13 protein-coding genes are annotated in these 14,589 nt (G+C 60.0%); 6 read left to right on the top strand and 7 right to left on the bottom strand.

The features are described from left to right. The first annotated feature begins 717 nt into the window (after nucleotides 1–717). On the top strand, nucleotides 718–1,587 hold the full coding sequence (locus tag ACI3KQ_RS08310; protein ID WP_404956557.1) for an OmpA family protein: 870 nt from the start codon (nucleotides 718–720) through the stop codon (nucleotides 1,585–1,587). A 265-nt stretch (nucleotides 1,588–1,852) separates the two neighbouring features. After that, on the top strand, nucleotides 1,853–2,653 hold the full coding sequence (locus ACI3KQ_RS08315) for a DUF2189 domain-containing protein (protein WP_404956559.1): 801 nt from the start codon (nucleotides 1,853–1,855) through the stop codon (nucleotides 2,651–2,653). 39 nt (nucleotides 2,654–2,692) lie between these two features. Here the strand turns inward: ACI3KQ_RS08315 and ACI3KQ_RS08320 are convergent, their stop codons facing one another. The 7 genes from ACI3KQ_RS08320 to ACI3KQ_RS08350 form a co-directional block, all read right to left on the bottom strand. Continuing rightward, the gene (locus tag ACI3KQ_RS08320) at nucleotides 2,693–3,370 is read right to left on the bottom strand and encodes a c-type cytochrome (RefSeq protein WP_404956561.1); all 678 of its coding nucleotides are present in this window, start codon (nucleotides 3,368–3,370) and stop codon (nucleotides 2,693–2,695) included. A 3-nt stretch (nucleotides 3,371–3,373) separates the two neighbouring features. After that, nucleotides 3,374–3,727, bottom strand: coding sequence for a cytochrome C oxidase subunit IV family protein (locus ACI3KQ_RS08325; protein ID WP_404956563.1), 354 nt, complete (start codon nucleotides 3,725–3,727; stop codon nucleotides 3,374–3,376). Nucleotides 3,728–3,732: 5 nt separating this feature from the next. Continuing rightward, nucleotides 3,733–4,425, bottom strand: coding sequence for a heme-copper oxidase subunit III family protein (locus ACI3KQ_RS08330; RefSeq protein WP_404956565.1), 693 nt, complete (start codon nucleotides 4,423–4,425; stop codon nucleotides 3,733–3,735). Between the two features lie 29 nt (nucleotides 4,426–4,454). Beyond that, nucleotides 4,455–5,048 carry a heme-copper oxidase subunit III gene (locus tag ACI3KQ_RS08335; RefSeq protein WP_404956567.1) on the bottom strand — a complete coding sequence of 198 codons (594 nt, stop codon included), beginning with the start codon at nucleotides 5,046–5,048 and terminating at the stop codon, nucleotides 4,455–4,457. After that, nucleotides 5,045–6,763 (bottom strand): cbb3-type cytochrome c oxidase subunit I, encoded by a 1,719-nt coding sequence (locus ACI3KQ_RS08340; protein WP_404956569.1) that lies wholly within the window; start codon nucleotides 6,761–6,763, stop codon nucleotides 5,045–5,047. The genes ACI3KQ_RS08335 and ACI3KQ_RS08340 overlap by 4 nt, the downstream gene beginning before the upstream one ends. Continuing rightward, complete coding sequence (locus ACI3KQ_RS08345; RefSeq protein WP_404956571.1) at nucleotides 6,763–7,632, bottom strand: cytochrome c oxidase subunit II; 870 nt, start codon at nucleotides 7,630–7,632, stop codon at nucleotides 6,763–6,765. The genes ACI3KQ_RS08340 and ACI3KQ_RS08345 overlap by 1 nt, the downstream gene beginning before the upstream one ends. 136 nt (nucleotides 7,633–7,768) lie before the next feature. Then, complete coding sequence (locus tag ACI3KQ_RS08350) at nucleotides 7,769–10,045, bottom strand: glycoside hydrolase family 3 N-terminal domain-containing protein (RefSeq protein ID WP_404956573.1); 2,277 nt, start codon at nucleotides 10,043–10,045, stop codon at nucleotides 7,769–7,771. Nucleotides 10,046–10,334: 289 nt separating this feature from the next. On the opposite strand from ACI3KQ_RS08350, the gene ACI3KQ_RS08355 reads away from it, so the two are divergent. From ACI3KQ_RS08355 to ACI3KQ_RS08370, 4 genes are all read left to right on the top strand, one after another. Continuing rightward, nucleotides 10,335–11,396: a hypothetical protein gene (locus ACI3KQ_RS08355; protein ID WP_404956575.1), complete on the top strand. Its 1,062-nt coding sequence runs from the start codon at nucleotides 10,335–10,337 to the stop codon at nucleotides 11,394–11,396. A 142-nt stretch (nucleotides 11,397–11,538) separates the two neighbouring features. Beyond that, the gene (locus ACI3KQ_RS08360; protein ID WP_404956577.1) at nucleotides 11,539–11,934 is read left to right on the top strand and encodes a VOC family protein; all 396 of its coding nucleotides are present in this window, start codon (nucleotides 11,539–11,541) and stop codon (nucleotides 11,932–11,934) included. A 556-nt stretch (nucleotides 11,935–12,490) separates the two neighbouring features. Beyond that, the gene (locus ACI3KQ_RS08365) at nucleotides 12,491–12,703 is read left to right on the top strand and encodes a hypothetical protein (protein ID WP_404956579.1); all 213 of its coding nucleotides are present in this window, start codon (nucleotides 12,491–12,493) and stop codon (nucleotides 12,701–12,703) included. A gap of 86 nt (nucleotides 12,704–12,789) precedes the next feature. Then, a complete protein-coding gene (locus tag ACI3KQ_RS08370) occupies nucleotides 12,790–14,556 on the top strand; it encodes an SLC13 family permease (protein ID WP_404956581.1) in 1,767 nt (588 codons plus the stop codon). Nucleotides 14,557–14,589: the final 33 nt, after the last annotated feature.

A 14,589-nucleotide genomic window follows, 5' to 3' on the forward strand; every position in this document is an offset into this window, starting at 1 on the left:
TCTTGACTATGCTGTATCGCTCGACGGACTGCCTCAGTCGTGCGGGCGCTCCCGTGTAAAATCTGCCCCATAGCGCATCCTTCCATTCCTGGTTGAATAATGCACCATCAAAGGATGGGACTAAACACCTAGGGTCACGACCCGCTAATTACGTGTTCGAGGTTTTCAAATAATGCGACCGGGCGTGCGATGGAACCCCTGCGGTCGGATCATTTTTGTTCCAGCCGCCGACCTGGGCCGAGTCGGAAGGACCCCGTGCACATAAAATGGCTAACCGGCCATTCGGCCCCACATGTGAGGGTTGAGCCAAGTGATTGTTTCACAACAATAATGATATTGGGTCGCGTTTCCGGTCGCCCAAGTCCTTTCTGACCTGTCACGACGATTGGCGATCAGCAGGCCAGTCCCGACAGAGCCTGTCAGGCGATCCCCAAATAGAAGCCTTCATTTTTCCCGGACGGTCTGTGTCCATTCGTCGCACGAAGCGCTCCAATTGCCTGCACAAACACCATGGTTACCGACCTGTTCATGTGTCAGAAAGGTGACTCTGAACAGCAGACCTTTCCTGGCGCTTTTTTCGCGGCGCCAATGCGGCCCGACTTATGAAGTTTATTGGAGGGGGTTCTGACAGCCAGGTGCGTCATCAGGCGAACGGCAGTCGGACGAAAAGCTGCGGTAACGCAGGCCCGACTGATCGTATTTTAAAGGAGTAGCGTGATGAACATCATCTTTAAAAATCCCAAATATCTTTTACTGCTGGCCCTTATGTCTGGCGCATCGTCAACCAGCCTGTCTGCGCAGACGCAGGACGCACCGGGTGCCGATGTATCGGCGACAGCTTATATGCCTGAGGCCGAAGCGACCGAAGGCCCGGAAATCAAGGGCATTATTTCCGCGCGCAGCGGGGACAGGATGCAGGTCACTGCCGAGGACGGCACAAAATCCGTGATTGTCATCAACGACGCCACCAAGATCAGTGCCAGCAAGGGCCTGTTCGGCCTCGCCCGCGACAGACTGGCCGCAACTTCACTGCTCAACGGTTTGCCGGTAACCGTAAAGACGTTGCAGTCGGGTGATGGCCTGGTCGCCAGCCAGATCAAATTGCAGAATAAGGATCTGAAGACAGCGTCGATGATCCACAACGGCACCGCCCAGCAGTTTGACGAACAGACTGCGGCGACGGCGGCGCTGCGCGGTCGCATGGGTGAGATCGACCAATATAATATCAAAAGCACGACCAACGTGAATTTCGACACCGGCAAGGCTGTGCTGTCGGCTCAGGCGAAAAATGATCTCTGCGCCACCGCGGCAACGGCTGAAGGGATGAGCAATGCCCTGCTGCTGATCGTCGGCTATACGGATTCCACCGGAGATGAGGACTTCAACCAGCAGCTGAGCGAAAAACGGGCCGGTCGCGTCGTCAATTATCTTCAGCAAGCCTGCAAGTGGAAGCCCTATCGCATGCTGACCCCGACCGGCATGGCCGAAGCGGACCCGCTGGCGAGCAACGACACCGCAGAAGGCAAGGCGCAAAATCGCCGCGTTGCGGTGAATATCCTGGTCAGCAAAGGCCTGGACGGCCTGTAAGACTTACGGGCCAGACTTACGGGGTGGGCGTTGCTCACCCCGCAATTCTGGCCCTTGGCGTGGGTGACGCGGTTTGACCCGCTGCTGCGCCCTATCATCCTGCTTCCCGCGGCAGGCGGAAAGGTGTAACGTGCGCCCATTGGCCATGAGGCGTTCCTCGTGCCGAGACGATGCCCTGACGAGGCCCGAAAGCCCGCATCGCACCAGTCCCGACGGAGGGCATGGAGTTCAAGCGTCCTTGGCGAACTTCGAAGGGAGAGCCGCCATGGCAATTACGCATCCAGTCGACGTGACTTCGCCCCGCGATGAATTTGAAATTCGCAAGATCGGCCTGGAGGACCTGCGCATCGCTCTGCGGCAGGGATGGGAAGATTTTCAGGCCAAGCGTGGCGACCTGATATTCCTCGGCCTTATCTATCCGCTGGTCGTGTTGTTTGCGATATTGGCGGCCAGCCAAGTTTCCATATTGCCGCTGCTGTTTCCATTGCTGACAGGGGCGGTCCTTTTCAGTCCGCCGCTGGCGAGCGGCTTTTATGAACTGGCGCGCAGACGGGAACAGGGGCTGGATTCGCGTTGGCGGCATTTTCTGGACGTCGTGCGAGGACCATCCGCCCCTTCCCTGTTCGACCTGACCAGCGTGACGGCGATGCTCTTCCTCGGCTGGATCGGGGCGGCCTGGTTCACCTATCAATGGACTGTCGGCCAATTGGGGTCGGAAGCGGTTTCATCGATCGGTGCCTTCCTGAACGCGGTATTCGGCACGGCTGAAGGATGGCGCATGATCATCATCGGCAACCTGATCGGCCTGTGTTTCGCCATCGTGGCGCTGGCGATCAGCGTTGTTTCATTCCCGATGATCGTGGATAAAAAGGTGAATTGGGGCGTCGCAATGCGCACGTCCGTCCGCGTGGCGTGGAACAACCCGGTGACGGTCGCGGCCTGGGGCCTGATCGTGGTCGCGCTCCTGGTTCTGGGAGCGTTGCCGGGGCTGGTCGGACTGGCGGTGGTGTTGCCGCTGCTGGGTTATGCGACGTGGCACCTCTACACCCGTGCGGTGGTGCGGTAACTCAAATCCCGCAGACTTGAGCGAGCGGGCGAAGGCGCTCTAAGGAGCGCCCTCCCCGCTTTGCGATGGCTGGGGCAGCGGCGGCGCGCCGTCGCCCAACGTCGCGAGATAACGGATCAGCGCCGCGCGATCCTCCGGCTTGCGCAACCCCGCAAAGGCCATCTTTGTGCCCGGCACATCGCGCGCGGGGGACGCGAGAAATTCGAACAGATCATGATAGCCCCATGTTCCGCCATGCCCCTTCATCGCGGGCGAATAGGCGAAACCGGCCTGGGTCGCCACGCCACGCCCGACCACATCCCAAAGATTGGGGCCGATCCGATTTGGCCCCCCGCGCGCCAGATCATGGCAGCTGACGCAAAGCTGCACCTTGGCCTTGCCCGTGTCCAGATTGGCGGTGGCGAGCAGCGTGCCAAGGTCAATGATCGGTTCAACCGCGCCTTTTGAGCCGCTTGCAGAAGGCATTGGCGCCTTCCCTTGCATCTGATTGCGCAAGGCGATCACCCGGTTGGCCTCCCCCGGTCCGCCAAGGCTGGCGGGCCAATCCCGCTGCACTTGCGCCATGTCGATCCGAGCGGGCGTATCGTCGGGCACATAGGCAAGATCGCCTGCCTCTGCGGTGGAATATAGCTGCCCCGCGAACCAGTTCAGGCTCCACAGCGAAGCCGCCGCCCCCGCGACGCACATTCCAGTCAACAGCCAGCGCATACGGATCATGGCTCAACCCCCTCCACCCATGAAGATAGCGCGGGTCCACCAGGCATAGTCCGCTTCGATCGTCATGATCCGCACCAGCACCAGCAGCAGTAGCGGCGGCACGAGGATGGCGTAGATCAGCGACAACCTTTCCCACGCCAGATGCATGAAGATCGACAGGATGAGACCGGCCTTTAGCAACATGAACAATATGATCAGCGTCCAGCGGATGATCCCCTGCACCTGCATGTAATCGACCATGTAGGACATGGCGCTCAGCACGAACAGATAGCCCCAGACCTTGAGGTACAGGCTGATCGGGTGGTGCCCCCCGTCATGGATGGTTTCGGACTGCGCGGCGGGGATGTCGTGCTTCATGGCGGTCACCACAGGTAGAAGAAGGCGAAGATGAAAACCCAGACCAGATCGACGAAATGCCAATAGAGCCCGGCGATTTCGACCGCGCTATAGTCGCCGGTCCGGTCATAATGGCCCCGCGCCACCTTTGACGCGACGATCAATAGCAGGATGACGCCGCAACTGACGTGCAAGCCGTGGAAACCCGTAATCATGAAAAAGCTGGCGCCGAACTGCGGCGCGCCCATGGGATTGCTCCACGGGCGCACGCCTTCATGTATCAGCTTGGTCCATTCAAATGCCTGCATGCCGACGAAGGCCGCGCCGAACAAGGCTGTGACCAGCATCAGAATGGCAGTTTTCCGCCGGTCGCGCCGATATCCGAAATTCACCGCCATCGCCATGGTCCCGCTGGAGCTGATCAGCACGAAGGTCATGATTGCGATCAGGACCAATGGTATGTTCTGACCGCCGATCGTCAGGGCGAAAACCTCCGCCGTGTTGGGCCAGGGCATGCTGGCCGACATCCGCATCGTCATGTACCCGGTCAGGAAGCAGGAAAAGATGAAGGTATCGGACAGCAGGAATATCCACATCATCGCCTTGCCCCAATGGGTATGGCGAAAGACTTCCCTGTCGGCTGACCAGTCAGCCGCGATCTCACGCAAGGCGGGCGTGATGATTTCGCGGTCTTCCTTGTCCGGCATCGTCAGAGACATGGCCATACAATCCCTTTCCCACAGGGGTTTCAGGTCGATACAAGCAATCCGGCCAGCAATATCCACATGACCAGAAGGAAATGCCAGTAGAGCGCGCACAAGCGGACATGGCGGATATTGCGTCCAATCAGCGCCCATCCCGCCGCAACCAGCCCGCCAATGATGTGCAGCCCGTGCAAGCCAGTCAGCAGGTAGAAGAAGGCATTGGCCGGATTGGCCGCCAGAAAATAGCCCGCGGCCTGATAATGGCGCCACAGCATCCACTGGCCGATGAGAAAGCAGAGACCCAGTGCCGCCCCTGCGATTGACGCCCGAACGGCCCGGCCATGCGTGGTCGCACGCCGCGCAACTTCCCAGGCGATGCTGGCCCCCACCAGAACCGCGCTGTTGATCCACAATAGCGGTGGGTCGGGCATCGGTTCCCAGTCAGTGCCGCTATGGCCCATCGCGCTGTGCAGCCCCATGCGCATGACATAGGCCGCCACGAGCAGAGAGAACATGACGCAGGCGACCGCGACATAGGCGGAAAGGCCCACCGCCCCTGCCGATGGACGGTCCGGCGGCAGGTCCCGGTCGGTCGTCGGCTCCCAGCTTCTTTCGGCAAGGCGGGTCAGCAAGCTCATGCGCGGGGCTCCGTCTGCGGAATAAAGTCCCTGGCTGCCCCCGGCACGCTATAGTCATAGGCCCAGCGATAGACGACCGGCAGATGCGGCCCCCAATTGCCATATCCGGGCGGCGTCTGCGGGGTTTGCCACTCCAAGCTCGCCGCGCCCCACGGGTTCGGGTCGGCGCGCGGCCCCCGGAACAGGCTCCAGATCATGTTGAAGAAGAACAGCCCCTGTGCGGCGAAGACGATCAGCGCCGCGATGGAAATCCATTCATTGGCCAGATGCACCGACTGCGGGATGAACGCCGTTTCGCCCAGCGCATAATAGCGCCGGGGCACGCCCAATATGCCGAGATAATGCATCGGCAGGAAAATCGCGTAGACGCCCAGGAAGGTGATCCAGAAATGAAGCTTGCCCAACGTTTCATTCCACATCCGCCCGAAAATCTTTGGATACCAGTGGTAAATCGCGCCGAAAATCACCAGCACCGGCGACACGCCCATGACCATATGGAAATGAGCGACGACAAAGAAAGTATCAGACAGCGGCACGTCGACGCTGACATTACCCAGGAACAGCCCCGACAGCCCGCCATGGATGAACGTGAAGATGAAGGCGACGGCGAACAGCATCGGAACGCGCATATGAATGTTGCCACGCCACAGGGTCAGCAACCAGTTATAGACCTTGATCGCGGTCGGTATGGCGATGATCAAGGTAGAAGTGGCAAAGAAGAACCCGAAATAGGGGTTCATGCCGCTGACATACATATGATGCGCCCAGACCACGAAGCTGAGCGCGCCGATGATCACGATCGCCCACACCATCATGCGATAGCCAAAGATATTGCGCCGGGCGTGGACGCTGATCAGATCGGACACGATGCCAAAGGCAGGCAGCGCGACGATATAAACTTCGGGATGGCCGAAGAACCAGAAGAGGTGCTGGAACAGCAGCGGGCTACCCCCCTCTGTCGGCGTGATGCGCCCCATGCTCTGCATTGTCGGCATGAAGAAGCTGGTGCCCGCGAAATGGTCGAACAGCATCATGACCGCCGCGACGAACAACGCGGGGAAAGCGAGCAGGCCCATTACAGACGCAGTGAAGATGCCCCAGACCGACAGCGGCATCCGCATCAGGGTCATGCCCTTGGTCCGCGCCTGCAGCACCGTGGTCACATAGTTCAGGCCCCCCATGGTGAAGGCCACGACGAAAATCGCCAGACTGACCAGCATGGTCGCAATGCCCCACTGGTGCCCCGGCGTCCCTTCTGTAATCGCCTGCGGCGGATAAAGGGTCCACCCCGCCCCCGTCGGCCCGCCCGGCACGAAGAAGCCAGCGACCAGCACGATCACCGACAGCAGATATAGCCAGTAGCTGAGCATATTGACGAAGGGGAACACCATGTCCCGCGCGCCGACCATCAACGGGATCAGGTAATTACCGAACCCTCCGAGCAGTAGCGCGGTCAGCAGATAAACGACCATGATCATGCCGTGCATCGACACAAACTGAAGATAATTGTCCGGCTGGATCGAGGGGAAAAGTCCGGGAAAGCCGAGTTGCAGGCGCATGAGTGCGGACAGCACCAGCGCAACCACCCCGATGCTGATGGCGGTGACGCTATATTGGATCGCGATCACCTTATGATCCTGGCTCCAGACATATTTGGTCACCCAGCTGCGGGGATGGTGCAGCGGGCGCAGGTCGTCGGCCAGTGTCGTTGCCATCAGCGAATGCTCCGGGTGGCGGATATGGTGCAGGCGTTGGCCTTGATCAGCATGATCGATATGGCGGCCTGAGGCATGTCGGCGAGGATTTCGGAAAAGCTGGTCTGCTGCGCCTGCCAATCGGCGAAGGCTTTGGGCGTTTCCACCACCACCTTGCCGCGCATTTCATGATGACCGGTTCCGCACAGTTCCGCGCAGAGAATGTCGTACGTGCCTGCCTTTGTCGGCGTCATCCAGAAATAGGTGACCAGCCCCGGCACCAGATCCATCTTGGCCCGAAATTCCGGCACGTAGAAATCGTGCAGCACATCCTTGGACCGAAGCACGATCTTCACCGGCTTTCCCACCGGCAGATGAAGGTCGCCCGCCTCCACCAACAGGTCGTCCCGTCCATAGGGGTCCAGCGGATCAAGCCCCAGCACATTTTCAGGACTGATATATTTGACCGCTGCCGCCCCCAGAACGCCGTCGGGACCCGGATAGCGGAACGACCATTGCCATTGCTGCCCGACCGCCTCGACAATCGCGGCCTCTTTGGGTACGGACACATATTTGCCCCATGCCACCAGCCCCGGCGCCAACATCCCAGCGATGCCGATTGCCGTCCAGAAGGTCAGCCGTTTTTCAAGGGTGGCATTTTCCGGCTCATAATGCGCGTTGTGGCCCGGTCGATTGCGGTAGCGCACCAGCACCCAGGCCATGAACAGATTGAGCAGGACGAACGCGGCCGCGCAAATCCATAGCGTCACATCGAGCGCGGAATCGATGGACACCCAATTGGAAGCAATCGGTGTACGCCACCAGGGACTGAACAGATGAAAGGCGACCGAACCAAGCACCAGCAAGGCGATGGCGACCGCGATCGGCACAGGCCCTCTCCCATCATGGGGCGCCCCTTGGCCGATTACCTGGCCATTCTTTCGAGTCGCCGCCGGAACAATCCGACAACAGATTATCGGATAATGGAAAAGTTCGCAAAGCGGATGGTATAGCGCCCCGTCGCAATCATATCAGCGTCAGCGTCGCCGCAGTTCCCCGCGTCGCATCAGGGGCGATCCAGATGTCGAATTTGCCCGGATCGGCTGCGTTGCTAAGGTCCGCGTGAATATAGGACAGGTCTTCGGGCCGCAGTTCGAATTCCACCACCCGGCTTTGGCCCGGATCGATATCGACATGCTGGATGTTGCGCAGCACGCGCACGGGCTGGGTGATGCTGGCGACCCGATCGTGCATGTAGAGCTGAACCACCTCATGGTGCGCGCGCTTGCCTTCGTTCTTCAGCGTGACGCGCACCTTGACCGACTGTCGCTTGCCAATGGTGGCCTTGTCCAGTTCCGTCGCGCTGTATGAGATTTGCGCATATCCAAGGCCGTATCCGAACGGAAACAGCGGCTCGTTCGTGACTTCCAGGTAGCGCGCCTTGTACGCCTCGTCCGAAGGACTGATCTGCGGGCGACCGGTTGAACGGTGATTATAATAAAAGGGTTGCTGTCCGGCAGCTTGCGGAAAGCTGACCGGCAGGCGCCCCTGCGGCGCATGGTCGCCGAACAGGACGTCGGTGATGCCATGTCCCGTCTGCGAACCCAGGAACCAGGTCGCAACTATCGCGTCAGCTTTCAGACACGCGCCCGCCAGCGCGAGGCCGCGACCATGTTTGAGCAGGACGACCATCGGCTTGCCCGTCGCCGCTACCGCTTCCACAAGCGCCTGATGCGCGTCGGACAGGGTGATGGAGACGGTCGATGCCGCCTCGCCGCTTCGGCTGGTGGTTTCGCCAACGAACAATATCGCGATATCCGCGGCTTTGGCTGCGGCGACGGCGGCTTCGATGCCACCGTCGATCGGCTGAGTGGGGGCGCACCCCTTGGTAAAGGATACCCGCGCATCCGGTCCAAGCATGGCGCGCACGCTGTCTTCGAGCGTGACGACCTTGCCCAAGTCGCCAGCGACCGCCCAAGCACCAAAGGCATTGAACTTGTCGGACACATATGGACCGATGAACGCAAGGGACTTGCCGGATTTGGGGAGGGGAAGAATGTCGCCCTCATTTTTCAGCAGGACGATGGACTTGCGCGCCGCTTCCCGCGCCAGCGCAATCATCTCTGGCGTGCCTTCCACCTGCGCACGACGTTCAGGCGCGAGCGATCGATAGGGATTATCGAACAAGCCCAACGCCTGCTTGACGCGCAACACGCGCCGGACGGCTTCATCGACGATGCCGACCGGCAGGCGGCCTGACCGGACCAGAGCGGGAATGTGCTTGTTATACAGTCCACTTTGCATGGACACGTCGCACCCGGCGGTCAGCGCCTTTATGACGGCGTCCTCCTCATCCTCGGCAAAGCCGTGGGCTATCAGTTCCTTTTCCGATTCATAATCGGACACGACAAGGCCCGAAAATTTCCATTGGTCCCGCAATATGCCGGTCAGCAGCGCACGGTTGCCGGTCGATGGCACCCCGCCAATGTCGTTGAACGATGACATGACCGACAGCGCACCCGCGTCGAACGCCGCCTTGAAGGGTGGCAGGTGCACCTGGTGCAGTGTCACCTGCGACATATCGACGCTGTTATAATCCATGCCCGCTTCCACCGCCCCATAGGCGGCGAAATGTTTGGGACAGGCCAGCATGCCATCATCCGCTTTCAGATCCGGTCCCTGATAGCCGCGTACGCGCGCCGCAGCTAGAAGCGACCCCAGCCAGGGGTCTTCGCCCGCCCCTTCCGTAACCCGGCCCCAGCGCTGGTCGCGCGCCACATCCACCATTGGGCCAAAATACCAGTGCAAGCCAAATCCGCTTCCTTCCTGCGCCGATGCCCGCGCCGTGCGATAGCAAAGGTCAGGATCGAAACTGGCCGCTTCGCCCAGCGGGGTCGGATAGATGGTGCGCAAACCGTGGATCACGTCGATGGCGAAGATCAACGGTATGCCAAGCCGCGATTCTTCAACCGCGATTTTTTGCAGGGACCGCAGGAAGACCGGATCGAACGAGCCAAAATATCCGATGGCGCCGCCTGCCCGAACCTGCGCCTGCACTTCCTTCACGCGGGCGGGGGGGCCGGTGACCGGATTGACCTGGACCGAAAAAGGTGCGGTGAAGAGGGAAAGCTGGCCCGCTTTCTCCTCTATCGTCATGCGGCGAAGCAGATTTTCGATGAAGCGCCGTTCCTTTTGGGCAAGCGTGGCCGCAGCGACCGGATCGACGCCGGCAGCCATCAGCGCCAGCGCGGCGGCCGTGCTTTTCAGGAAATGACGGCGGTGCAGGGTGAAAGGCATGGACATCGGTCTCTCCTCGGGCGTCTATCCATATCCTAAAATTAATCCAACTCAACCGTTCTATTTACTGGAGGGTTGCGGATTCTGTTATCCTGCTATTCACAATTCGCGCCTTTTCCTATGTCACATTTTAGCCCAGTCTGGTGCAGTCCACGTTCCTGCAGAGCTTTTTGCGTGCAGCGAAATAATATACGAATATGATTTGGAAAATATTGTCGGTGTGGAGCGCATGCGTTAAATGCAGGACGCGTGTTCAGCCTCAGCCGGTGCGTCAAAATATGCGAGAGGATTAGCCATGCCGCGCGATATCGCTTCAACATTCCTGCCGGTCGCGCCGCCGGTCATCATTGACGATCTGTTCACTGAAGACCAGCACCGGCGCATGCTGGACGTGGCCCGTCGCGAAGGCCCATGGGACCTGATCCTGTCGCAATATTTCTCTTCGCCCGAAGAAGTCATCGCAACGACGACGGGCGTGGCGGCTGAAGGGTTCACGCCCAGCTGGGACATGTTCATGAACCCGGTATTCCGCGGATATTTTGCCAGGGATGGGGTCAACTATTACCCTGAACTGGACGATTGTTTCTTCAATCCAAAGTTTCTCAATCTCGTTCGCGATTATTGGCAGACGCCCTATGTCGAGTGCGACCAGCTGATGTTCAACATGCAGGGTCCGGCCAGCGCCGGTGGATCGCCGCATGTCGATGGCACCCAGTTCCGTGGTCTTTATGCGCATAATGCGCCGATCTGGCTGTTGAACACGATGGCGAAATCCGGGCTTTTCCGCCGCTGGCAGGCCAAGAAGGCTCAGGTCATAGCCTGGTATTATCAAGGCGAGATCGGCGGCGGCTTTCATTATTGGCCCAATGGCCCGCGCGAAAATCCGGCCTGTCTGGAAGCCCCGATGTGGGGACGCGGCGTAGTCGTCGAAAATGAGATGATGTTCCACACGGCGCAGGGCTGCGGTCCGGTCGATCAACGCCGACCTGCCGGTCTGGCAATCAACTCGACGATATCCGCCGACCCCGAAACGCCCGAAGGCTGGCGGATCATGACCGATGACAAGGTCGTGGCGAAGATACCGGCCAATGAATTCCGCCTGCTCTTCCACTGGGGAGCGACGGTCTACAGCGATCTGGCGGAATTGAAGCAGGCGTATGACCACAGCGACGACATTACCGTCGATATGGCGTTCAACATATTCATCAGCGACCTGCGTGCGCGTGGTGAGATTTTCGACATGCCGACCGATCCGGTGCGGGACACGAACTTCATCAATCTGCTCACGCGCGTCTATGACATTGGCACGCCCAAGAACGTGCCTGAAGATCCGGTCGCGCCGAGACTGGTCGCCTGAGGGTCGTGACGGAGCAAAGGGCAGCGGAACATCCCTGCCCAATGACGGCCCCGTCCCAAGGTACATATGAGAAGACGCTGGACTGCGGGGTAGAACCTGCCTTTGACGGGCGCCGCTATTTTCGCAATATCGAGGTTATGTCATGACAGCTCAAAGCTTTGCCTTCACCAAGATCGTCGTCGCCGATCTCGACGCGGCCGAGCAATTTTACATCCAGACATTGGGCCTTTCGCGCGTAACCTATATCGAATTTGGTGAAGGTCCGGGACAGTTACAGGAAGTGATCCTCGCCGTACCGGATGGCGGCCCCGGCAGCCCGCAGCTCAACCTGATCCGCTATCCCAACAGGCCCATGTCCGCGCCAGGTGAAACGGTGATCGGCTTCATGGTGGATGACGTCGAGGCTACTGTAACCGCATTTAGCGCCGCTGGCGGGTGTATAACCGTGCCCGTTGTCGAAATGCCGGACCATCGGATAAAGCTGGCCTATGCGACCGACCTTGACGGGCACATAATCGAGGTCATCCAAGCGCTTTGAAATGACATTGGCCATTTTAGCTGACCAGAAAGCCTCTATTTCACACGGGCGGATCATGCCGATGGCACCCTCACTTGAACGCCGTCGGCGCACTATGCCGATTACTGCCTGCGCCTAAAATGTGGCGCCGAGTAAGAACTCCGCCTGGAAATCGATTAGATGGTAGAGATCGCCGCCATGCGGGTCCGGGGGACGTCGGCAAGAACCCTGCATTTTTGAGGAAGCAGTGCCTCAGACAGAGAAGCACGGCTCTTCACGCTATGCACTCCGCGCCGAAAGGGCAGGGATCAGCAGCACGCCAGAGATAAACTATCGCGCCATTCACATGGACGTACATCTTCTGCGTTGGTCTTTCCAAAACAGGGATGAACGCGCGGTGGCTCCAGGGAATTTTTTGTCGCCGCCGAAATTCATGGCACCGCTCGGCGTTCGGCTGGTTATGCACTCTGGACCATGGCCATGACGCAAAAATCTTCCGTCAATCTAAACCGCGTCCGAGGCGGCCTCGGCCCTGCGGGCTGGCGACTGCATGTTTCGCTGCTCAAGGATGCTCGCGATGGCTGACGTTCGCAACAAGCGCAGATCGTGCATGTTCGTTGCCGCCATGTTGTTTGGCCTTATAATTCTCGTCACGTTGGTCATCTACACCAGCGACCGGGCGCCCGATCCCGCGTCCCGCACACCGGACGGCGCGACGCCACCCCAGGGCGAACCGATGCGGCCCGCCGGGTCCAGGGCTTCCCTGACCCGATCGACAAACGATGAATGAACCGGTCCCGATGCTGCCGGTTCACCATTGGCCTTTCCCCACCCTCACGCTAAAGGTCCGGCCATGCCCGCCAGTCACGCCGCATCATGACCCTTCCCCAGTGGCTGTCCATCGCAACGCTCGCCGGTATGATGGGGCTCTTCATATGGGGCCGGTTCCGTTATGACGTGACAGCGGTGATCGCCCTGTTGGCGGCGCTGCTGGTCGGGATCGTCAAGCCAAAAGACGCATTTACCGGCTTTTCGGACGACATCGTCATCATCGTCGGGTCCGCACTGGTCATGTCGGCGGCGGTCCAGCGTTCAGGTGCGATCGAAACCGCGCTTGGCTTCATTTCGCAGCATATTCGCAGGGTCAGCTCCCAGTTGCTGGTGCTGACCGCCTCGGTCGGCGCTGCCTCGGCACTGATAAAGAATGTCGGTGCACTCGCCATGCTGATGCCCGCCGCGATCCAAATGGCGAAAAAGAATGACGCCAGCCCATCTGTCTACCTGATGCCGATGTCGTTCGCATCGCTGCTGGGTGGTTTGATGACGCTGGTCGGCACGTCGCCCAATATCATCGTCAGTCGCGTGCGCGAGGACATGACCGGCGAGCCGTTCCGTATGTTCGACTTCTTTCCGACCGGTTTCGGCTTGCTGGTGATCGGTCTTATCTTCCTGCGCTTTGGCTACCGCCTGCTTCCCCGCAACCGGCAAGGTGTGCCGACAATGGGAGAAGCGCTGAATATTTCCGACTATGTCACCGAAGCTGCCGTACAGAAGGATTCGCCCGCCATAGGCGACAGCATTGCGGAATTTCTGGAGCGGCACGAGCAGCAGATCACTGTGACCAGCCTGTTGCGCGGCGACATGCATGGCGCGGTCGAACCGCATGTTCACCTGAAGGAAGGCGATGTGCTCATCCTGGGGGGCGCGCCTGATGCATTGGAACGCGTGATCGCGCGGGACAGGCTGGCGCTGACCGGCACCGATGATAAAGCGGACGAAGATGCCGATGACGTCGGCGTCATCGAAGCGGTCGTGACCACCGATTCCGCCCTGATTGGTCGCACGGCGGGCCGCCTGCTGCTGCGCGAACGTTTTGGCATAAACCTGATCGGCGTGGCGCGCGCTGGTGAGACGCTGACGCGCAAGCTGGGGCAGACGGTATTGCGCGCGGGCGACGTGCTGGTGTTGCAGGGTTCTATCGCGCTGCTGCCCAACCGGCTGCATCAACTAGGCGTGCTGCCATTGGCGCAAAGGTCAATCCGGCTGGGACTTTCGCAAAGGGGTTGGCTACCGCTCGCCATCCTGGCCGTCGCCATGACTGCAACCGCTACCGGCATGATCCCTGTAGCCGTCGCCTTCTTCGCCGCCGCCGGGGCAGTGATCATCACGGGCGCGCTGCCCGTGAGGGAAGCCTATGATGCGGTGGAATGGCCAATCCTCATCATGCTGGGCGCGCTGATCCCGGTCAGCGAGTCGCTGCAAAGCACGGGCGCATCGACTGTCATTGCTACCGAACTTGCCCACATCGCGGCGATCTTGCCCCCATGGGGCGCAGTGGCGTTGATCCTGGTAGCGGCGATGGCGGTGACGCCGTTCCTCAACAATGCCGCGACCGTGTTGGTGATGGCTCCGATCGCCGCGGTTTTCGCCCATGACCTTGGCTATCGGCCCGAAGCCTTCCTGATTGCCACCGCCATTGGAGCAGGCTGCGATTTCCTGACGCCCATCGGGCACCAGTGCAATACGCTCGTCCTGGGACCGGGCGGCTACAAATTCAGCGATTATGCCCGGCTGGGCGCGCCACTGTCGCTGCTCGTCGTCGTGCTGGGCACGCCGCTGATCCTGTGGGCCTGGCCGCTTTGAGCTCCAAGGGCGACTACCCTGTCCGATAGCCCA

The sequence above is a fragment of the Sphingobium sp. ZW T5_29 genome (assembly GCF_044987515.1).
Lineage (GTDB): Bacteria > Pseudomonadota > Alphaproteobacteria > Sphingomonadales > Sphingomonadaceae > Sphingobium.

Coding starts and splice junctions, on each gene's coding strand:
- ACI3KQ_RS08310 (WP_404956557.1), top strand. CDS start 718: ATGAACATCATCTTTAAAAATCCCAAATATCTTTTACTGCTGGCCCTT.
- ACI3KQ_RS08315 (WP_404956559.1), top strand. CDS start 1,853: ATGGCAATTACGCATCCAGTCGACGTGACTTCGCCCCGCGATGAATTT.
- ACI3KQ_RS08320 (WP_404956561.1), bottom strand. CDS start 3,370: ATGATCCGTATGCGCTGGCTGTTGACTGGAATGTGCGTCGCGGGGGCG.
- ACI3KQ_RS08325 (WP_404956563.1), bottom strand. CDS start 3,727: ATGAAGCACGACATCCCCGCCGCGCAGTCCGAAACCATCCATGACGGG.
- ACI3KQ_RS08330 (WP_404956565.1), bottom strand. CDS start 4,425: ATGTCTCTGACGATGCCGGACAAGGAAGACCGCGAAATCATCACGCCC.
- ACI3KQ_RS08335 (WP_404956567.1), bottom strand. CDS start 5,048: ATGAGCTTGCTGACCCGCCTTGCCGAAAGAAGCTGGGAGCCGACGACC.
- ACI3KQ_RS08340 (WP_404956569.1), bottom strand. CDS start 6,763: ATGGCAACGACACTGGCCGACGACCTGCGCCCGCTGCACCATCCCCGC.
- ACI3KQ_RS08350 (WP_404956573.1), bottom strand. CDS start 10,045: ATGTCCATGCCTTTCACCCTGCACCGCCGTCATTTCCTGAAAAGCACG.
- ACI3KQ_RS08355 (WP_404956575.1), top strand. CDS start 10,335: ATGCCGCGCGATATCGCTTCAACATTCCTGCCGGTCGCGCCGCCGGTC.
- ACI3KQ_RS08360 (WP_404956577.1), top strand. CDS start 11,539: ATGACAGCTCAAAGCTTTGCCTTCACCAAGATCGTCGTCGCCGATCTC.
- ACI3KQ_RS08365 (WP_404956579.1), top strand. CDS start 12,491: ATGGCTGACGTTCGCAACAAGCGCAGATCGTGCATGTTCGTTGCCGCC.
- ACI3KQ_RS08370 (WP_404956581.1), top strand. CDS start 12,790: ATGACCCTTCCCCAGTGGCTGTCCATCGCAACGCTCGCCGGTATGATG.